The organism is Pseudomonas sp. PS02303 (assembly GCF_029959925.1).
Lineage (GTDB): Bacteria > Pseudomonadota > Gammaproteobacteria > Pseudomonadales > Pseudomonadaceae > Aquipseudomonas > Aquipseudomonas mandelii.
Window position 1 is genome coordinate 48,982 of record NZ_JASCOM010000008.1, and the last position, 21,362, is coordinate 70,343.

The 21,362-nt window shown below is 60.4% G+C and carries 15 protein-coding genes; 14 read left to right on the forward strand and 1 reads right to left on the reverse strand.

What is annotated here, in order from left to right:
• The first annotated feature begins 20 nt into the window (after window positions 1-20).
• The 14 genes from QMX98_RS03985 (at window position 21) to QMX98_RS04050 (ending at window position 21,009) form a co-directional block, all read left to right on the forward strand.
• Window positions 21-1,427 (forward strand): FAD-dependent oxidoreductase, encoded by a 1,407-nt coding sequence (locus QMX98_RS03985; RefSeq protein ID WP_083376722.1) that lies wholly within the window; start codon window positions 21-23, stop codon window positions 1,425-1,427.
• 42 nt (window positions 1,428-1,469) lie between these two features.
• Window positions 1,470-1,811, forward strand: coding sequence for a cupin domain-containing protein (locus tag QMX98_RS03990; RefSeq protein WP_282410277.1), 342 nt, complete (start codon window positions 1,470-1,472; stop codon window positions 1,809-1,811).
• Window positions 1,812-1,879: 68 nt separating this feature from the next.
• Window positions 1,880-2,965: a polyamine ABC transporter substrate-binding protein gene (locus QMX98_RS03995; protein ID WP_010460406.1), complete on the forward strand. Its 1,086-nt coding sequence runs from the start codon at window positions 1,880-1,882 to the stop codon at window positions 2,963-2,965.
• A gap of 118 nt (window positions 2,966-3,083) precedes the next feature.
• Window positions 3,084-3,338, forward strand: a complete 255-nt coding sequence (locus QMX98_RS04000) for a hypothetical protein (protein ID WP_077747855.1) — start codon at window positions 3,084-3,086, stop codon at window positions 3,336-3,338.
• A 448-nt stretch (window positions 3,339-3,786) separates the two neighbouring features.
• On the forward strand, window positions 3,787-5,244 hold the full coding sequence (locus QMX98_RS04005; RefSeq protein WP_282410278.1) for a serralysin family metalloprotease: 1,458 nt from the start codon (window positions 3,787-3,789) through the stop codon (window positions 5,242-5,244).
• A 97-nt stretch (window positions 5,245-5,341) separates the two neighbouring features.
• Entirely contained in the window at window positions 5,342-5,764 is a 423-nt protein-coding gene (locus QMX98_RS04010; RefSeq protein ID WP_282410279.1) for an AprI/Inh family metalloprotease inhibitor, read from the forward strand.
• A gap of 210 nt (window positions 5,765-5,974) precedes the next feature.
• Entirely contained in the window at window positions 5,975-7,750 is a 1,776-nt protein-coding gene (locus tag QMX98_RS04015; protein WP_282410280.1) for a type I secretion system permease/ATPase, read from the forward strand.
• Window positions 7,747-9,096, forward strand: a complete 1,350-nt coding sequence (locus QMX98_RS04020; RefSeq protein WP_282410281.1) for an HlyD family type I secretion periplasmic adaptor subunit — start codon at window positions 7,747-7,749, stop codon at window positions 9,094-9,096. The genes QMX98_RS04015 and QMX98_RS04020 overlap by 4 nt, the downstream gene beginning before the upstream one ends.
• Window positions 9,097-9,098: 2 nt before the next feature.
• Window positions 9,099-10,466 (forward strand): TolC family outer membrane protein, encoded by a 1,368-nt coding sequence (locus QMX98_RS04025; protein WP_282410282.1) that lies wholly within the window; start codon window positions 9,099-9,101, stop codon window positions 10,464-10,466.
• A gap of 72 nt (window positions 10,467-10,538) precedes the next feature.
• On the forward strand, window positions 10,539-13,496 hold the full coding sequence (locus QMX98_RS04030; protein ID WP_282410283.1) for an autotransporter serine protease: 2,958 nt from the start codon (window positions 10,539-10,541) through the stop codon (window positions 13,494-13,496).
• 215 nt (window positions 13,497-13,711) lie between these two features.
• On the forward strand, window positions 13,712-16,783 hold the full coding sequence (locus QMX98_RS04035; protein ID WP_282410284.1) for an autotransporter serine protease: 3,072 nt from the start codon (window positions 13,712-13,714) through the stop codon (window positions 16,781-16,783).
• A 24-nt stretch (window positions 16,784-16,807) separates the two neighbouring features.
• Window positions 16,808-18,496 (forward strand): polyurethanase, encoded by a 1,689-nt coding sequence (locus QMX98_RS04040; RefSeq protein ID WP_282410285.1) that lies wholly within the window; start codon window positions 16,808-16,810, stop codon window positions 18,494-18,496.
• A 96-nt stretch (window positions 18,497-18,592) separates the two neighbouring features.
• Window positions 18,593-20,446 carry a polyurethanase gene (locus QMX98_RS04045; protein ID WP_282410286.1) on the forward strand — a complete coding sequence of 618 codons (1,854 nt, stop codon included), beginning with the start codon at window positions 18,593-18,595 and terminating at the stop codon, window positions 20,444-20,446.
• Window positions 20,447-20,646: 200 nt separating this feature from the next.
• On the forward strand, window positions 20,647-21,009 hold the full coding sequence (locus QMX98_RS04050) for a hypothetical protein (RefSeq protein ID WP_010460382.1): 363 nt from the start codon (window positions 20,647-20,649) through the stop codon (window positions 21,007-21,009).
• An 83-nt stretch (window positions 21,010-21,092) separates the two neighbouring features.
• Here the strand turns inward: QMX98_RS04050 and QMX98_RS04055 are convergent, their stop codons facing one another.
• Window positions 21,093-21,317 carry a YgdI/YgdR family lipoprotein gene (locus QMX98_RS04055; protein ID WP_010460381.1) on the reverse strand — a complete coding sequence of 75 codons (225 nt, stop codon included), beginning with the start codon at window positions 21,315-21,317 and terminating at the stop codon, window positions 21,093-21,095.
• Between the last annotated feature and the right edge of the window lie 45 nt (window positions 21,318-21,362).

The window sequence follows — 21,362 nt, forward strand, 5'->3', positions numbered from 1 at the left end:
TTTGAGTGGCGGAGTCTGGCATGTCGGCGTGGCGCACTATCAGTTTGTGGATGGATCAACTCGACGAGCCGTTGCTGGCGCGTCCTGCGCTGGAACATGACCTGGACGTCGACGTGGCTATCATCGGCGCAGGCTACACCGGGCTCTGGACCGCTTATTACCTCAAGCGCCTGGCGCCAGGCCTGGACATTGCCATCGTCGAAGCGCAAACCGCCGGTTTTGGCGCGTCGGGCCGCAACGGCGGCTGGCTGATGGGCAACTTGCTGGGCGAGGACCGTCTGTTGGCGGGTTTGCCGCCAGACCAACGCCGCGCCTCTTTCGATCTGCTGCACAGCATTCCTGATGAAGTCGAGATTGTCATCGAACGGGAGGGCATCGACTGCGATTATCGCAAAGGCGGGGTGTTGTACTGTGCCGCGCGTTATCCCGAGCAGGAAACCAGCCTGCGCGACTATCTGGACAAGCTTTACCGCCAAGGCCTGACCGAACGCGATTACCGCTGGCTCAGCCCGGAGCAACTGACGCAACAGATCAGAGTGGCGACGCCTTATGGCGGTATCTATGCACCGCACGTTGCGACCATTCACCCGGCAAAGTTGGTGCGCGGCCTGGCAGAAACGGTCGAGCGCATGGGTGTCAAAATCTACGAAAACAGCGCGGTCACGCAGTGGCAGTCGGGGAGTTTGCGCACGGCAAAGGCTCAGGTCCGCAGCCGCTGGATCGTGCCGGCGGTAGAAGGTTATTCGGTCACGTTGCCACCCCTCGGCCGTTATCAGTTACCGGTACAAAGCCTGATTGTCGCCACCGAACCATTGTCTGCCGCGACCTGGGACGAAATCGGCCTGAGCCGCGGCCAGGCGTTCAGCGAAAGCAGTCGACAGGTCACCTACGGCCAGCGTACGGCCGACAACCGCCTGGTGTTCGGCGCCCGGGGCGGCTACCAGTTTGCCGGAAAATTGCGCCATGACTTTGACCTGACCACCAGCGAAGTGGAGTTGCGGCGCTACCTGTTCAGCGAACTCTTCCCGCAACTCAAGAACGTGCAGATTACCCACGCATGGGGCGGCAACCTGGGCATGTCCCGGCACTTCAAGCCGCACATGCTCTGCGATCAGGCCAGCGGCATTGCCTTGTCCGGCGGTTATGGCGGCGAGGGCGTCGGCGCCAGCAACCTGGGCGGCCGAACCCTGGCGGATCTGATTCTTGAGCGCGATACCGAACTGGTTCACCAGCCTTGGGTCATGCCTCAAGGCGGTCTCGACACACTCAGGGCCTGGGAACCCGAACCCTGCCGCTGGCTGGGTTACAACGCAATCATCCGCAGCTTCGTCCACGAAGACCAGACCCTGGCCAACCCGGCGACAGCCCCTTGGCGCCGCAAACTGGCGAGCAAGGTGGCGGGGTTCATGGAAGGTTTCATGCACTGAACAGCACGCTTTCATCTACAGGCTCAATCGACAGGTACTCCCATGGGCATCACGCAATTCAAGAACACCGCAACACTGGAACTGGAGGAGTCGAACCCCGTCGCCGTGCCGTTGGGAGCGCCGGTGGCGGTGGCTTCGACCACCAGCGTCGAATGCGACGACGGCGTCGAAACCGGCGTCTGGGAATGCACGCCCGGCCGCTGGCGCCGGCAGATCGTTGCCCAGGAATTCTGTCACTTCATCCAGGGGCGCTGCACGTTCACCCCGGACGACGGTGAAACCCTCTACATCGAAGCCGGCGACGCACTGATGTTGCCGGCCAACAGCCTCGGCATCTGGGATATCCAGGAAACCGTGCGCAAGACCTACGTTTTGATTTGTTGATTTTTGATCCTTTGATTGCCTGCCAATAGCGCTCCAACAAAAAAAACGGCCCATACAGGAATCGACTCATGATCCGAAAGACACTGACCCTGGCACCCCTTGCGCTTGTCGCGTCCCTCAGCCATGCCGCCGAGACCGTCAAGATCTATAACTGGTCGGACTACATCGCGCCGGATACCACCAAAAACTTCCAGAAAGAAACCGGCATCGCCTTCAGCTACGACGTCTACGACAGCAACGAAACCCTGGACGGCAAGCTGATGACCGGAAAATCCGGGTACGACGTGGTATTCCCGTCCAACCACTTCATGGCACGGCAGATTCAGGGCGGGGCGCTGAAGAAGCTCGACAAGAACCAGCTGCCGAACTGGAAGAACCTCAACCCGGTATTGCTCACGGCATTGCAGACCAACGACCCGGGTAACGAACACGGCTTCCCATACCTGTGGGGCAGCACCGGTATCGGCTACAACATCGCCAAGGTCAAGGCCGTGCTGGGCGACAACGCGCCAGTGGATTCCTGGGACCTGATCTTCAAGCCCGAGAACATGGCCAAGCTGCAAAAGTGCGGCGTCGCCATCCTCGACAACGGCCCCGAACTGCTGCCGGCCGCGCTGAATTACCTCGGGCTGCCGCACCACAGCAAGAACCCGGAAGACTACAAAAAAGCTGAAGCGCTGCTGATGAAAGTCCGGCCCTACGTCAGCTATTTCCACTCATCCAAATACACCAGCGACCTGGCCAACGGTGACATCTGTGTAGCGGTCGGTTTCTCCGGCGACATCCTACAAGCCGAGAACCGTGCCAAAGAAGCCAAGAACGGCATCGACATCGGCTACGCCATTCCCAAGGAAGGTGCCGCCATCTGGTTCGACATGGTCGCCATGCCCGCCGACGCCCCGGACGAAAAGGCCGGCTACGCGTTCATGAACTACCTGCTGCGCCCGGACGTCATGGCCAGCATCAGCAACTACGTGCACTACGCCAATGGCAACCAGCAGGCCGACAGCCTGATTGACCCGGCCATCAAGAATGACACCAAGGTTTATCCGAGCCCGGAAATGATGGGCAAGCTGTTCGCCCTGGAGGCGATGCCGTTGAATATCGACCGGATTCGGACGAGGGTGTGGAACAAGATTCGGACGGGGAGTTGAGGCCATAACCCAATCGCGGCATTGACCGTCTGGACCTGTAAATTCTGACAGTAGATGGCTGGCAAAATCCTTTGTAGCGTTTCCGGCACAGACATAACGTCTGCAAAGGAGAATCGCGATGAACAAATCAGCTTTGCAAGCTTACGTTGAAGGAGAGATTAACCTCGCTGCCAAGCGAATCATCGATAAAGGCGCCCAGTCCGATGAAATCGCCTATGGCAGGTTGAAGGTCAACCTGAGCTTGCGTCGTATCTTGGTCGAAGCCCCGACACCTGAGGATCTCGGCCTATGGGGGGGCATCAATGACATCCTCCAGCAACTGGGGATTCTGGACAGTCGAGAAACGGTCTTGTCCGTTGTTGATGAGGTTTAGAAAGCAGTGATGGCGGTGGGTAAATGCGATGGTGAACACGCAACGTGTTCACCATTAGCTCCTGTTCGTCTGGAAGTCATCGCGGATGACTGCCCTCATCGGGCGTTTGATTTGGCTGATGGCATTGCACTGGCACTCATATTAATAAGTCACGGAAAAGTGAGACGCTCTCGACAAAAACCAACTTACCTCTATTTAATATTTAAATACGCAATTGTCAGACAATTAGTCCGAAACCCTCAACTAAAAACTATATTTCGACAGCGCAGGCATTGTTTCCGGGTACTTGCCGGGGCAGAACAATTTGACGTCAAAAAAAATGTAGACGTTTGATTTCGAATTGTGTCAGTTTTCTTTCGCCTTCATTGGGCGAGTGATAGGACGATCTCGCCAGAGATTGTCGCTATCTGACAAAAACTGTTCCATTGCTAAACAAGGAAGTGTGTTTATGTCGAAAGTTAAAAACAACGCTATTGATCTTGCCGAACAGGCCTTTTCGCCATTGCAATCATTGGCTGCGCCCAGTTCTGCGTACAACCAGATCGACAGCTTCAGCCATCAGTATGACCGGGGTGGCAATCTCACGGTCAATGGCAAACCGTCCTACTCCGTCGACGAGGCAGCGACGCAATTGCTGCGCGATGGCGCTGCCTACCAGGACAAGGACGGCAGCGGAAAAATCGAACTGACCTACACGTTCCTGACCTCGGCGTCGTCGAGCACCATGAACAAGCACGGGATTTCCGGTTTCAGTCAGTTCAGCGCTCAACAGAAAGCCCATGCCGTGCTCGCCATGCAATCCTGGGCCGATGTGGCCAAAGTCACTTTCACCGATAAGGCCACGGGCGGCGACGGTCACATGACCTTCGGCAATTACAGCAGCGGCCAGGACGGCGCAGCGGCATTCGCCTACCTGCCTGGCACCGGCGCCGGTTATGACGGTACTTCCTGGTACCTGACCAACAGCAGCTACACGCCCAACAAGACGCCGGACCTGAACAACTACGGTCGTCAAACCCTGACCCACGAAATCGGTCACAGTCTGGGCCTGGCCCACCCCGGCGACTACAACGCCGGTGAAGGCGCGCCGACTTACAACGACGCGACCTACGCGGAAGACACCCGCGGCTACAGCCTCATGAGCTACTGGAGTGAAAGCAATACCGACCAGAACTTCAGCAAGGCCGGCGTCGAAGCCTATGCGTCCGGTCCGTTGCTGGACGATATTGCCGCCATCCAGAAGCTCTACGGTGCCAACACCACCACCCGCACCGGTGACACCACCTACGGTTTCAACTCCAATGCCGGTCGCGATTTCCTGAGCGCGTCTTCGTCGTCGGACAAGGTCGTGTTCTCGGTGTGGGATGCGGGCGGCAAAGACACGCTGGACTTCTCCGGTTTTACCCAGAACCAGAAGATCAACCTCAATGAGGCCTCGTTCTCCGATGTTGGCGGCATGGTTGGCAACGTTTCCATTGCCAAGGGTGCAACCATCGAGAACGCGATTGGCGGTTCGGGTAACGACCTGCTGATTGGTAATGGCGTGTCCAACGAGCTGAAGGGCGGTGCCGGCAACGACATCCTCTTCGGCGCGGGCGGTGCGGACAAGCTGTGGGGCGGTACCGGCTCGGACACTTTTGTGTTCGCAGCGAGCAGCGATTCCAAGCCGGGTGCGACTGATCAGATCCTCGACTTTGTCAGTGGCCTGGACAAGATCGACCTGACCGCCATCACCAAAGGCGCGGGCCTGCACTTCGTGAACTCGTTCACCGGTGCGGCAGGCGATGCCGTGTTGACCTCTTCGGGCGGTAACAGCCAGTTGGCGGTGGACTTCTCCGGGCATGGCGTGGCTGATTTCCTGGTCAGCACCGTTGGCCAGGCGGCGTTCTCGGACATCGTGGCCTGATACAAGGCTAAAAGGAGCGCGACGCTTGATGCGCCGCGCTCTGTCCTTGCATCGATGTGCACTGTGCGTAAGGCTACACGTTGGAGTTGAAAGTCCTATGACCCATAACGCGTTTACCTACAGAACGACCGCGTGGCTGTTGGCGACGCTGATGATGTTTCTTGGAGATGTAGCCATGGCAAGCAGCCTGAAATTAGCGGACCCCTCGGAACTCGCCGGGAAATGGCAGGCCACCCTGACGGCTAAAGCGGATTCGCCTGAGTCTCAGGCGTTGCAGGACAAGCCATCGAACGTTTGCGTCATTGAGCTTGTAGCGAACCAGACCTTGGGCGAGGGCGCTGACTGCCTCGGCGCCTGGCTGCAAGACACTGCGGTTGGATGGTTCCCGGAACCGGACGGCATCGCAATCACCGGCAAAGAAGGCTCAAGAATCGTGTTATTCAGCCGACAGCATGAAGGGCTTTATCAACGCACGTTGAAGTCGGGTCTGATCATTACGCTCCAGCGCGTTGCGCCATAAGCGCAAAGTGCCGACCGACGCAAGTGTTGGATATAAAGCCCGTAGTTGCCGTTATAAGCGACAGATCAATAACCAGGCTTTTTTATAAAGCATAAAAAGTTGTTATTCATTTGTAAGCACTGACTGGCAAAGCATGTCTCTCCCCGTGTGCGGGCAGTTAATTGAAACCTCGCCAAAACAGGGCGAGGAATATCATCTCAGGAAAAATCAATGAAGATGGCGAAGGCCCCAGCCACCGCTCCGTTATTCAAGGCACTGGGCGACTATAAGAGCATCCTGATCAGCGTCGGTTGTTTTACCGCGTTAATTAATGTGCTGATGCTGGTCCCGTCGATTTACATGCTCCAGGTCTACGACCGCGTGTTGTCTTCGCAAAACGAAACCACCCTGGCCATGTTGTCGTTGATGGTGGTCGGATTTTTCGCCTTCATCGGGTTGCTCGAGATCGTGCGCAGCTTCATCGTCATCCGCATCGGCAGCCAGCTGGAGCGCCGTTTCAACCTGCGGGTGTATCAGGCCGCGTTCGAGCGCAACCTGCTCAAGGGCGAGGGCAACGCCGGTCAGTCCCTTGGCGATCTGACCCATATTCGCCAATTCGTCACCGGTCCTGCGCTGTTTGCCTTCTTCGACGCGCCGTGGTTTCCGGTCTACCTCTTCGTGATCTACCTGTTCAACGTCTGGCTCGGTGTGTTCGCGACCGTGGGCGCGCTGGTGCTCATCGGCCTCGCGTGTCTGAACGAGGCAATGACCAAAAAGCCCTTGGGCGAAGCCGCCGGGTTTTCCCAGAAGTCCAGCCAACTGGCCACCAGTCATCTGCACAATGCCGAAACCATCCAGGCGATGGGCATGCTCGGCGTGTTGCGCAAGCGCTGGTTCCAGGTGCATTCGCGTTTTCTCGGCCTGCAAAATCAGGCCAGCGACACCGGCGCCATCATCAGCTCCCTGAGCAAAACCTTGCGGCTGTGCCTGCAATCCCTGGTCCTGGGCCTCGGCGCGTTACTGGTGATCAAGGGCGATATGACCGCCGGAATGATGATCGCCGGCTCCATTCTGATGGGCCGCGTCCTGAGCCCCATCGATCAGCTGATCGCGGTGTGGAAACAGTGGAGCGGCGCCAAGCTCGCTTATCGTCGTCTTGATTCGCTGCTGCAAGCCTTTCCACCGAGTGACGAAGCCATGGCGCTGCCAGCGCCGAAGGGGCAGATCACCTTCGAACAAGTCAGCGCCGGCCCTCCGGGGCAACGCGCGGCGACCCTGCACATGGTCAATTTCAGCCTGAGTGCCGGCGAAGTGTTGGGCGTACTCGGCGCCTCCGGCTCCGGCAAGTCGACCCTGGCCCGGGTGCTGGTTGGCGTCTGGCCAACCCTTGGCGGCACGGTGAGGCTTGATGGCGCGGACATCCATCGCTGGAACCGCGACGATCTGGGTCCCTACATCGGTTACTTGCCCCAGGACATCGAATTGTTCAGCGGCAGCATCGCGGAAAACATCGCCCGGTTTCGCGAAGCGGATCCGCAAAAAGTCGTCGAAGCGGCGCAACAGGCGGGCGTCCATGAACTGATCCTGCGCATGCCGCAGGGCTACGACACGGTGCTGGGCGAGGACGGCAGTGGCTTGTCTGGCGGCCAGAAGCAACGGGTGGCGTTGGCCCGCGCGCTGTACGGCAAGCCAAGCCTGGTGGTGCTCGATGAACCCAATTCCAACCTCGACACCGTGGGCGAAGCGGCGCTGGCCGGCGCCATCGCGCAAATGAAGGCTCAGGGCACGAGCGTGATTCTGGTGACCCATCGTTCCTCGGCGCTGGCTCAGGCTGACAAGTTGCTGGTGCTCAACGACGGTCGTTTACAGGCCTTTGGCCCCAGCCAGGAAGTGCTCAAGGCACTCTCCGGCGCCCAGGAACAGCAACGTGAAAAACCGGCGCAAGCACCGGGCGGGCTCAGCATGAGTCGCCAGTATCAGCCTACGACAAGGAATTCGGGTGTATGACCAGCGCTCGCATGAACACTGAAAACGAAGCGACGATGGAACACGATTACATCGCCGAACGCCCTGAGCGTGATGCACGTTTCTTCTCCCGCATGGGCTGGATTCTGGCGATCGTCGGTGCTGGCAGTTTCTTCACCTGGGCCAGCCTCGCGCCGCTCGACCAAGGAATCCCGGTGCAAGGCACAGTCGTGGTCTCGGGCAAGCGCAAGGCCGTGCAATCGATGAGCAACGGCGTGGTCAGCCGTATCCTGGTGAGCGAAGGCCAGGTGGTAAAGCAGGGCCAACCGCTGTTCCAGCTCGACCAGACCCAGGTCGCGGCCGATGTGCAATCGCTGCAAGCGCAATACCGCATGGCCTGGGCCAGCCTGGCGCGTTGGCAGAGCGAGCGGGACAACCTCAAGCAGGTGAATTTCCCCGCTGAACTGAGCAACGATCCCGACCCACGCCTGGCGCTGGTCCTCGAAGGCCAGCGGCAATTGTTCAGCAGCCGCCGCGAAGCGTTTTCCCGCGAGCAGGCGGGGCTGCGCGCCAACATCGAAGGCGCCAGCGCGCAATTGGCCGGCATGCGCCGCGCGCGTGCCGATCTGACGGCTCAGGCCAGCTCCTTGCAGCAACAACTGAGTAACCTTCAGCCCCTGGCAGACAACGGCTACATCCCGCGCAATCGCTTGATGGAGTTCCAGCGGCAGCTGTCGCAGGTGCAGCAGCAATTGGCGGAAAACAGCGGCGAAAGCGGCCGGGTCGAGCAGGGCATCCTCGAGTCGCGCCTGAAGCTGCAACAGCACATCGAGGAATACCAGAAAGAAGTCCGCACGCAACTGGCCGACGCGCAACTCAAAAGCGTGACCCTGGAAGAGCAACTGACTTCCGCCGGGTTTGATCTGCAACACAGCGAGATCATCGCCACCGCCGACGGCATCGCGGTCAATCTTGGGGTGCACACCGAAGGTGCGGTGGTCCGCCAGGGCGACACCTTGCTGGAGATCGTGCCGCAAGGCACCCGCCTGGAGGTGGAAGGGCACTTGCCGATCAACCTGATCGACAAGGTCGGCACCCACTTGCCGGTGGACATTTTGTTCACCGCGTTCAACCAGAGCCGTACACCGCGCGTACCCGGCGAAGTCAGCCTGATTTCCGCCGACCAGATGGTCGACGAGAAAACCGGCGCGCCGTACTACGTGCTACGCAGCAGCGTCAGCGATCAAGCCATGGAAAAACTCAACGGACTGGTGATCAAGCCCGGCATGCCGGCGGAAATGTTCGTGCGGACCGGTGAGCGTTCACTCCTCAACTATCTGTTTAAACCGCTGCTCGACCGGGCAGGCTCCGCGTTGACCGAGGAATAAGGATGTTCGGCTGTATGAATAAGCTTTCAATGCTCGCAGCCACCCTGGCGTTGCTGACGTGCAACGGTGCGATGGCCGCCATGGGGCCGTTCGATATCTACGAGCAAGCGTTGCGCAATGACCCGGTGTTCCTTGGCGCCATGAAGGAACGCGATGCCGGCCTTGAAAACCGCATCATAGGCCGGGCCGGGTTGTTGCCCAGGCTCGGTTACACCTACAACAAGGGGCGCAACACCTCCAAGGTCACCCAAATCAATGAAGGTCGGCCGGACTTCACCGAGGACCGCAACTACGGCAGCTACGGCTCGAACCTGACCCTGCAACAGCCGTTGCTCGACTACGAAGCCTACGCGGGGTATCGCAAAGGCGTGGCGCAGTCGCTGTTTGCCGACGAAGCCTTCCGCGGCAAGAGCCAGGAATTGCTGGTTCGTGTGCTGGAAAACTACACCAATGCGCTGTTCGCCCAGGATCAGATCGACATCGCGCTGGCGAAGAAGAAGGCCTTCGAACAGCAGTTCCAGCAGAACGAGCAGATGTTCCGCCAGGGCGAGGGCACGCGCACCGATATTCTTGAGGCCGAGTCTCGCTACGAACTGGCGACCGCCGAGGAAATCGAGGCACGCAACGAGCAGGACGCGTCCTTGCGCGAACTGGGCGCGCTGATTGGCGTGCCGGCCGTCGACATCACCGATCTGGCGCCGCTGGACCAGAACTTCCAGACCTTCAGCCTGCTGCCGGCCAACTACGACACCTGGCACGAGATGGCCGTGGCCAACAACCCGAACCTGGCCTCCCAGCGTCAGGCGGTGGAAGTCGCGCGGTATGAAGTCGAACGCAACCGCGCCGGACACCTGCCGAAAGTCAGTGCCTACGCTTCGGTGCGCCAGAACGAATCGGAAAGCGGCAATACCTACAACCAGCGTTACGACACCAACACCATCGGCATTGAAGTCAGCGTGCCGTTGTACGCCGGCGGCGGGGTGTCGGCGTCGACCCGTCAGGCCAGCCGCACCATGGAACAGGCCGAGTACGAACTGGACGGCAAGACCCGGGAAACCCTGATCGAGCTGCGTCGGCAATTCAGTGCCTGCCTGTCGGGGGTGAACAAGTTGCGCGCTTATCAGAAAGCCCTGAAATCGGCGGAAGCGCTGGTGGTTTCGACCAAGCAAAGCATCCTGGGCGGTGAGCGGGTGAACCTGGATGCGTTGAATGCCGAACAACAACTATTTACCACCCGCCGGGATTTGGCTCAGGCAAGGTACGACTACCTGATGGCCTGGACCAAGTTGCATTACTACGCCGGGACCTTGAATGAGCAGGATCTGGCCAAGGTGGACGAGGCATTCGGTCAAGGCCCGAGATCTCGATGATTTGACCTGTTGCGTTGCAGCCCTTAGTGGGCAACCAGAATTCTAAAAACGCCAAAAAAGCGAGAAGTTGACATGGACGTACAGATCAAGCCGATGTCGGTCGGCACGTTATTGCTCTGGATTTCAGTAGCGCCAGGCTCGGCCCAGGCGCTTTATCAGGAAAACGGCACCCTGGGCGATGCGGCCAGTTGGCGCTCGGTGGAATTTCAGCGGGACTGGGGACTGACCCGCATGCAGGCCGACCAGGCCTACGCCGCTGGCATCACCGGCAAGGGTGTGAAAATCGGCGAACTCGATTCAGGCTTCGATGCAGCCCATCCCGAATTCGCCACCGACCGTTACCACGCGGTGCTGGCCAGCGGCAGCTACGTCGACGGCTCACTGTTCAATGTCGACGGCACTCTCAACGCCAACAACGACTCCCACGGCACCCACGTCGCCGGCACCATTGGCGCCTCCCGCGATGGCACCGGCATGCACGGTGTGGCGTACAACGCGCAGGTCTACGTCGGCAATACCAACAAGAACGACAGTTTTCTGTTCGGCCCCAATCCGGATCCGCGCTACTTCAAAGCGGTCTATAACGCCTTGGCCGACGCCGGTGTGCGGGCGATCAATAACAGTTGGGGCAGCCAGCCACCGGACGTCAGCTATCGCACCCTCGACGATCTGCACGCCGCCTACGCCCAGCACTGGAACAAAGGCACCTGGCTCGATGCGGCGGCTGACGTTTCCCGTCGCGGTGTGATCAATGTGTTCAGCGCCGGCAACAGCGGTTACCCCAATGCCAGCGTGCGTTCGGCCTTGCCGTACTTCCAGCCGGACCTGGAAGGCCACTGGCTGGCGGTGTCGGGGCTGGATCAAAATAACCAGCAAAAGTACAACCAGTGCGGAATCGCCAAGTATTGGTGCATCACCACCCCCGGCGCGAAGATCGACAGCACCATCCCCGACGCCGGTTATGCGATCAAGTCCGGCACGTCCATGTCCGCGCCGCATGCCACCGGCGCGCTGGCGCTGGTGATGGAACGCTATCCGTACATGACCAACCAGCAGGCGCTGGAAACCCTGTTGACCACCGCCACCCAACTCGACGGTTCCGTCACCCAGGCGCCCAATACCCGCGTCGGCTGGGGCGTGGCCAACCTCGAACGGGCGATGCGCGGGCCGGGGCAATTGCTCGGGCGCTTCGACGCCAATCTGGGGGCAGGGCAGAGCGATGTCTGGAGCAACGACATCTCGGACAACGCGCTGATCCAGCGGCAGAGTGAAGACGCGGCCGAACGCAGTGCCTGGCAACAGACGTTGAGGACCAAGGGCTGGGAGAATGGCGTACCGGCCGGTGCCAGTCAGCAGGATCAGACGGATTACGCCGTCGGCATGGCCCGCGATCTTGCCGCCACCAATCGGGTCTACGAAGGCAGCCTGATCAAGTCAGGAGCCGGACGCTTGATGCTGACCGGTGACAATAGCTATCGCGGGCCAACCACGGTCAATGGCGGCCTGCTGTCGGTCAACGGTTCGTTGGCATCCAGCGTGACCGTCAATGAAGGCGGCACGCTGGGCGGTTCAGGTCGAGTCGGGGATCTGACGGCCAACCGCGGCGCTACCGTCGCGCCGGGCAATTCCATTGGCACCTTGCAGGTCGCCGGCGACGTCACGTTTGCACCCGGCTCGACTTACGCGGTGGAGCTGTCGCCGACCGACAGCGACCGGATCGTTGCGAGCGGCACGGCCACGGTCAGCGGTGCGACGGTCAGTCTGTCACTGGAAAACAACCCGACCTTGCTCAGCACTCAACAAGTGCAAAGCCTGCTCGGTCAGCAATACAACATCCTGCAAGCGGCCGGCGGCATTCAAGGTCAGTTCGGTGCGGTGTTGCCCAACTATCTGTTCATCGGCGGCAGCCTCGATTACGCCGCCACCGGTATTCAACTGAGCGTGGAGCGTAACGACACGACGTTCGCCAGCGTCGGCCAGACGCCGAACCAACGCGCCGTCGCTTCCGCGGTGGAAGGGCTTGGGGCGGGGAATGCGGTGTACGAAAGCCTGTTGCTGTCGCCCACCGCGACGTCCGCACAGCAAGCGTTCCAGCAGTTGTCGGGGGAAATCTACCCGGCGTTGGGTTCGGTGCTGATCAACGACAGTCGATACCTGCGCGATGCAATCGGTGAGCGACTGGTTGACGCCAAAGGCGCGCAAAGCAATGGCTGGATCAAGGCGCTTGGGGCCTGGGGCAAGACCGATGACCGCCATGACACCGCCGGTTACACCACCTCGATCGGCGGCTTGCTTGCCGGTGTCGATGGCGCGGTTGACGAGCAAACCCGGATCGGCCTGGTCACGGGTTACAGCGACAGTTCGGTGAGCATGGGCTCGGGCACGCATTCATCGGCCAAGGTCGACAGCTATCACTTGGGTGCTTACGCCGGCCGCGAACTGGGCGCCTGGCGTCTGAGTGCCGGCGGTGCCTACAGCTGGCATCGTGCCGACGTCAAACGTGACCTGCAATACGGCGACGTCAGCGCGAAGCAGAAAGCCAAGGTCGATGCCGGCACCACTCAAGTGTTCGGTGAAGCGGCGTATCGCCTGAATCTGCAACCGCTCGCGCTCGAACCCTTTGCCAACCTGGCCTACGTGCACCTCGACACCGAGGGTTTCACCGAGAAAGGTGATGGCGCCGCACTGAAAAGCACCGCCGACACGCGGGATGCGGTGCTCAGCACCTTGGGCGTGCGCGCATTGAAAACGGTGAACCTGTCCGGCCAGCAGCAACTAGACCTGAGCGGCAGTCTCGGCTGGCAGCACAACCTGAGTAATACCGATGCTGAAGAACATCTGGCATTTGCCAGCGGCAGCACGGCGTTCTCGGTGGAAGGGGCGCCAATGGTGCGTGACGCGGCGCTGGTAGGCGCGCATGCCAGCCTGGCCCTGAGCCGGGGCATTCGCGTGAACCTCGATTACACCGGCCAACTGGCCAGCCGCGAGAAGAGCCATGGCGTAGGGCTGAGCCTCAATTGGCAGTTTTAAAAACACGAACAAAAAACGTGGCAAACATTAAATGTGGCGAGGGAGCTTGCTCCCGCTGGGTGGCGAAGCCGCCCCAAAACAGGCAGCGGTGATTTGGCAGACAAAACGCATCAGCCGGGTTCGCGACTGCTGCGCAGCCGAACGGGACGATGCGGCGTTCCGACAAGCCCCCTCGCCACAGGGATTTTGGCAAGACAACTAAGGATGGTCGCTGTATGAAAGTTAAGAACAACAACTTATTCGCCATGAAAGCACTCAACCGAGCCCTGCTTTGTGCGCTGGCTTCAGTAGGCACCGCACAAGCGGTGCCCTACGTGGAAAGCGGCAAAGCAGGCGATCCCAACAGTTGGCGTAGCGCTGAGTTCAACGCTGACTGGGGCCTGGGCGGCATCAATGCCCAGGATGCCTACGCCGCCGGTTACAGCGGCAAAGGCGTGAAACTGGGGATCTTCGATCAACCGGTTTACGCCCAGCATCCGGAGTTTTCCGGTGCCAACAAGGTCGTCACTCTGGTCACCCGCGGCATCCGCGAATACACCGACCCGTACATCCCGGTCAAAGCCGGCGATGCGTTTGTGTATGACGGTTCGCCCTCGGTCGGCTACGACGGCAAGCTCGGCTCCCACGGCACTCACGTCGGCGGGATCGCCGCGGGCAGCCGTGACGGCAATCCAATGCACGGCGTGGCGTACAACGCGCAAATCATCAGTGCCGACAACGGCGACCCGGGCCCCGAAGACGGGATCATCCTCGGCAACGACGGCGCAGTGTACAAGGCCGGTTGGGATGCATTGATCGCCAGCGGGGCGCGGATCATCAACAACAGTTGGGGCATCGGCATCACCGATCGCTTCGACCTGGGCGGCCGCGACCCGGCGTATCCGCACTTCACCGTGCAGGACGCGCAACTGCAATTCAATCAGATCCAGCCCATCCTCGGCACGCGCCAGGGCGGTGCCTATGACGGTGCGATCGCGGCCGCTCGCAGCGGCATCGTGACGATCTTCGCCGCCGGCAACGACTACAACCTCAACAACCCGGACGCCATTGCCGGCCTCGGTTATTTCGTCCCCGAAATCGCACCGAACTGGATGACCGTCGCGGCCTTGCAGAAGAACCCGGACCTCAACAGCCCGGACCTCTACAACATCAGCACCTTCTCGTCGCGTTGCGGCTACACCGCGAGTTTCTGCGTGTCGGCACCGGGCAGCAAGATCTTCAGCGCAGTCATCGGGGGCACCAATGCCGATAACATGACCATCGGCTACGCCAACAAAAACGGCACCTCCATGGCGGCGCCGCACGTCGCGGGCGCGGTGGCGGTGCTGATGGAACGCTTCCCGTACATGACTGGCGCCCAGGTCGCCAGCGTGCTGCGCACCACGGCCACCGACATGGGCGCACCGGGTGTCGACGCGCTGTATGGTTGGGGCATGATCAACCTGCGCAAAGGCATCGATGGCCCGGCGATGTTGGTCACCGAGCAAGACATACCCGAGGAGTTCCGCATCCAGGGCGCCTACGGCTCCAGCCAGTTTGTCGCGGACTTGCCCGGCATCGGCGCGATTATCGATGCGGGCAAACCGACCGAGCGCGTCTGTAATGACGTGCAGTGTGGCCGGGACGTCTGGCGCAACGACATTTCCGGCCACGGCGGCCTGACCAAGCAGGGCATCGGCACGCTGGTGCTGACCGGCGCCAACACTTACGCCGGCCCGACGCTGGTCAATCAGGGTCGATTGGCGATCAACGGCTCGCTGCTCTCGGCGGTCACCGTCAACGACAGTGGGATCCTCGGCGGTAACGGCCGCATCGGCGCATTGACCGCGAAAAGCGGCGGCACCGTGGCCCCCGGCAATTCCATCGGCACCTTGCAGGTCGCGGGTGACGTGACGTTCGAGCCGGGCTCGACTTACGCCGTGGAATTGTCACCGACCAGCAGCGACCAGATCATCGCGGGCGGTAAAGCAGTGATCGAAGGCGCGACTGTCAGCCTGTCCCTGGAAAACAGCCCGACCTTGCTGACCACCAGCGACGTGCAATCGCTGCTTGGCAATCAATACAACATCCTGCAAGCAGCTGGCGGCATCGAAGGGCGGTTTGGCGCAGTCCTGCCGAACTACCTGTTCATCGGCGGCGCGCTCGACTACTCGGCAACTGGCATCCAACTGGCGGTAGAGCGCAACGCCGCGTCCTTCGCCAGCGTCGGCCAGACCCCGAACCAACGTGCCGTGGCTGCCGCTGCCGAGCAACTGGGCGCGGGCAATCCGCTCTATGAAACCCTGTTGCTGTCGCCAACCGCTGCCGTCGCGCAACAAGCCTTCCAGCAACTGTCCGGTGAGATTCATCCGGCGATCGGCACGTTGCTGATCAACGACAGCCGTTACCTGCGTGATGCCGTCGGCGAACGCCTGCGTGAGCGTGATCTGTTCGATGCCGCGGCACCCACCGATGACCGCAGCAATGCCTGGGTCAAAGTCCTCGGCGCCTGGGGCAAGAGCGACGGCGGGCATGACAACGCCAGTTCCACCAGCTCCATCGGCGGCTTGCTGGCCGGTGTCGACGGTCTCATCACTGAAGATACGCGGCTCGGTTTCGTCACCGGGTATAGCGACAGCTCGTTGAGCATGGGCGATGGCACGCATTCGTCGGCCTCGGTCGACAGCTACCACTTGGGCGCCTACCTGGGCCATGAAATCGATGCACTGCGCTTGAGTGTCGGCGGCGCTTATAGCTGGCATCGCATCGATGTGAAACGTGACCTGCAATTCGGTGACGTCAGCGGCAAACAGAAATCCAAACGCGATGCGACCACCGCCCAGCTGTTTACCGAAGCAGCGTATCGCCTGGACCTGCAACCGCTGGCCCTGGAACCGTTTGCCAACCTGGCTTACGTGCACCTCAACCGCGACAGCTTCACCGAGAAAGGCGATGCCGCCGCACTCAAGGGGGGCGAAGACAACCGCGACGCCGTGCTCTCGACCCTCGGTGTGCGGGCGAGCAAAGCCATTGCCCTGTCGGACAAACAGCAACTGGAACTGTCCGGCACCCTGGGCTGGCAGCACAACCTGAGCAGCACCCGTTCCGAAGACCACCTGGCCTTCGCCAACGGCAACACCGGGTTCAGCGTGCAGAGCGTGTCCCTGGATCGTAACGCCGCCGTCATTGGTGCGCGCGCCGGTCTGGCGGTGGCCAAGGATGTGCGTGTGAGCCTGGATTACAACGGACTGCTGGGCTCCAACGAAAAAGACCACGGTGTAGGTCTGACACTCGACTGGCAGTTCTGATTTAACGCAAAGGAAGCAAACAACATGGGACTGTTTGATTACAAAAATGCTGACGGCAAGGCGCTGTACAGCGACGCCATCGCCCTGACGCTGTATGCGTACACGCCAACCGGTCAGCCACTGCCGGCCACCGCGTGGGCGCCGATTGGCGCCAAGCAGCTGGGTTATCAAGGCAAGGTCGGTGCTCAGGGCACTTTCTATGGTGAGAAGGACGGCTTCACCAGCGCCGAAGCCGAAGTGCTCGGCAAGTACGACACGGCGGGCAAGCTGATCGGTATCGGCATTGCCTTCCGGGGCACCGGAGGCCTGGGGTACAGCGACACCTTCGGCGACATGAAGAACAACCTGCTGGCCGCCGTCGGCCCGGTGGATTATGCGACGAATTACGCAAAAAACGCCTTTGACAACTTGCTCAAGGACGTTGCCGCGTTTTCCATCGCCCATGGCCTGAGCGCCAGGGACGTCATGGTCAGCGGCCATAGCCTCGGCGGGTTGGGGGTCAACAGCCTCGCCGAGTTGAGCGGCAACAACTGGGGCGGTTTCTACAAGGACGCCAATTACATCGCGTTCGCCTCACCGACCCAGAGCGCTACAGGCAACAACGTGTTGAACATCGGCTACGAGAACGACCCGGTGTTCCGGGTGCTCGACGGCACCACGTTCAGCAGTGGGTCCTTGGGCAAGCACGACGGTCATCAGGATTCGGCGACCAACAACATCGTCAACTTCAACGACCAGTACGCGTCCACCGCGCAGAACCTGGTGCCATTCAGCATCCTTAATCCGCTGAACTGGTCAGCCCATGGCTCGTTGGGCTATGCCGACGGTTTGAACCGGGTGATCGACTCGCGGTTCTACGACCTCACCGACAAGGACTCAACGCTGATCGTCTCCAACCTGGCGGAGTCGTCTCGGGGTACCACCTGGGTCGAGGACCTCGGACGCAGCGGCGAACCCCACACCGGCAGCACCTTCATCATCGGCACCGACAGCGACGATTTGCTCAAGGGCGGTGCCGGCAATGACTTCATCGAAGGCCGCGACGGTAACGATCGCTTGCGCGACGACGGCGGCTACAACCTTCTGCTGGGCGGCAAGGGCAGCAACACCTTCGAATTGCAGAAGCCGTTGCAGAACTTCAGTTTTGCCAACGACGGCGACGGCACCCTGTACGTGCGCGATGCCTATGGTGGCATCAGCATGACCCGCGACATCGGTTCGCTGGTGAGCAAGGAGTCGGGTTCATGGTGGGGCAGCAAGGAGGTGACTTACAGCGTCACCGCCAATGGCTTGCTCAACGGCAGTGAATTGACCCACTACAACCACTCGCTCAACGGTGACGCCTACGGCAACACACTGGCGGCCAGCGTCGACGGCGATTGGTTGTTCGGTCATGCCGGCGACGACCTGCTGCGCAGCGACAAAAGCCAGGTGACCTTCGTCGGTGGCGCTGGCAACGACCTGATGCAGGCCTCGGGAGGCCACAACACTTTCCTGTTCAGCGGCGCCTTCGGTGTCGACGCGATCAATGGCTACCAGGGCAACGACAAGCTGGTGTTCCTCGGCGTTCAGGGCGCGGGGCAGGGTTATGACTACAAGCAACACGCTTCGCAGTCGGGCCATGACACGGTGCTGAAAGTGGGCGATTTTGCCGTCACCCTGGTGGGAGTAGGACTGGACAGCCTGTCGGCGTCAGGCATCACGTTTGCGTAAAGGCTGCATGCACTAAATGCTCTGGGGCGCCTCGTGAATGAGGCGTCCTGGTTGTGAGCTATCTCTGACAATTCCAACAAAAGAGAGGCAATACCAATGGGTGTGTATGACTACAAAAACTTCGGCACAGCCGATTCCAAAGCGTTATTCACCGACGCGATGGCGATCACGCTGTATTCCTATCACAACCTCGACAATGGCTTTGCCACCGGCTACCAGCACAACGGCTTCGGCCTGGGCTTGCCGGCGACTTTGGTTACCGCGCTGCTGGGCGGCACCGATTCTCAAGGCGTGATCCCCGGCATTCCCTGGAACCCCGATTCGGAAAAAGCCGCCCTGGAGGCCGTGCAAAAAGCCGGCTGGACGCCCATCACGGCCTCGCAACTGGGTTATGACGGCAAGGTCGACGCCCGCGGAACGTTCTTCGGCGAGAAGGCCGGGTACACCAGCGCGCAGGTCGAAATCCTCGGCAAGTACGATGCTCAAGGCCATCTCAGCGAAATCGGCATCGCCTTTCGCGGCACCAGCGGCCCGCGGGAAATCTTGATCGGCGATTCCATCGGCGATGTGATCAACGATCTGCTGGCGGCGCTAGGCCCCAAGGATTATGCGAAAAACTATGTGGGCGAAGCCTTCGGCAATCTGCTCGGCGACGTCATGGCATTTGCCCAGGCCAATGGCCTGTCGGGCAAAAACGTGCTGGTCAGCGGCCACAGCCTCGGCGGGCTGGCGGTCAACAGCCTGGCGGACTTGAGCGCGGAGAAGTGGTCCGGGTTCTACCAGGATTCCAACTACATCGCCTACGCGTCCCCGACCCAGAGCAGCACCGACAAAGTGCTCAATGTCGGCTATGAAAACGACCCGGTGTTTCGGGCACTCGACGGTTCATCCTTCAACCTGTCGTCGGTGGGTGTGCACGATGCCGCCAAGGCCTCGGCGACCGATAACATCGTCAGCTTCAACGATCACTACGCCTCGACCGCATGGAATGTGCTGCCGTTCTCCATCCTCAACATCCCGACCTGGATCTCGCACTTGCCGACCGCCTATGGCGACGGCATGAACCGGGTGATCGAATCGAAGTTCTACGACCTCACCAGCAAGGACTCGACGATCGTCGTCGCCAATCTCTCGGACCCGGCACGCGCCAATACCTGGGTTCAGGACCTCAATCGCAACGCCGAAACCCACAAGGGCAGTACCTTCATCATCGGCAGCGACGGCAACGACCTGATTCAGGGTGGCAAAGGTAACGACTACCTGGAGGGGCGTGACGGTAACGACACCTTCCGTGACGGCGGCGGCTACAACATCCTGCTGGGAGGCAATGGCAACAACGTGCTGGACTTGCAGCAGTCGGTGAAGAATGTCGACTTTGCCAATGACGGCGCCGGCACCCTCTATGTTCGTGACGCCAATGGCGGTATCAGCATCACCCGGGACATCGGCAGTATTGTCACCAAGGAACCGGGGTTCTTGTGGGGGCTGTTCAAGGATGATGTGACGCACAGCGTGACGGCCAATGGACTTGCCGTCGGCAACAACCTGACGTCATACGCGTCATCGGTGAAGGGCGGCACGGGGGCCGATACGCTCAAGGCGCATGCGACGGGCGATTGGTTGTTCGGTCTGGACGGCAACGATCATTTGATCGGCGGCCAGGGCAACGATGTGTTTGTGGGCGGGGCGGGGAATGACCTGATGGAATCGGGGGGCGGGATTGATACGTTCCTGTTCAGCGGTGCGTTCGGTCAGGACCGGGTGGTGGGGTATCAGGCAAACGACAAGCTGGTATTCCTCGGGGTTCAGGGGGTCGCGCCGAATGATGACTATCGGGCTCATGCCACGACGGTGGGGCAGGATACGGTGCTGACGTTTGGCGGGGATTCGGTGACGTTGGTGGGAGTTGGGCTGGACAGTTTGTCTGGCGCCGGGATCGTAATCGCCTGAGGGTGATGTGGCGCCGGTAAGGGCCTCTTCGCGGTCAAGCCTCGCTCCTACAAGGAATCGCACAACCCTGTAGGAGCGAGGCTTGCCCGCGAAGAACGATAACGCGGTAAACCTGCCTGAGCACGTGACCCGACAGTCACCTGCGGACTCCAATACCTTGCAACAACAGGATTGAGTACTGGATCAGGAGATTACGCAACGTGAGTAACAGCAAGAAGCACCTCATCGGTCTGGCGCTGGCCCTGTTATCAGGAAGTGCCGCCGCGGAGTTGCCTCATAGCTCGATTTTGAGCCGCTATGGCATGACGCCAGATCAACTGCCGACACCGGCACCGTCGGAACCCGCCGACCCGCTGGTAGAAAAAAGCCGTTTCCAGCTCCAGCCGGAAGAGCCTTTTGTGACGTTTCGCTCGGGGGAAAAGCAGCCGGAGATGACAGGCAACATCAGCATCGACCACGCGATGCAGCAGGATTACGAGCGCTGCCAGAAGATTCATGAAGAACTGAGGAGGCGGGGAGGGAAGTTCATCTCCTGCGATAACAGTACGCCGTGGATGCCGTAGATTCTCGGTCTCTTCGCGGGCCAGCCTCACATCGCACAACCCTGTAGGAGCGAGGCTGCCCGCGAAGAACGATAACGCGGTTCTCAGTCTTCCTCGCGGACCGTGGCCACATCTTTGGCATTGACCTTCACCTTCGCGCCGGAAATATCCTCAAACTCGTAAAACCCGTCCTTGGTCTTGGTTTTCGGCATGTCCTCGGTCAAATACTGGGTGCCGTTCTGCAGCGTCACCACCGTTGGCGTGGAGCAACCGGCCAGTGCCAGGAAGGCTGCCGCTGCCAAAGGCAAACCCAGAGTCTTGATATTCATACCCACCTCTCAAATGCGTGAAAAAAGCCGCTATGCCGGTTGGTG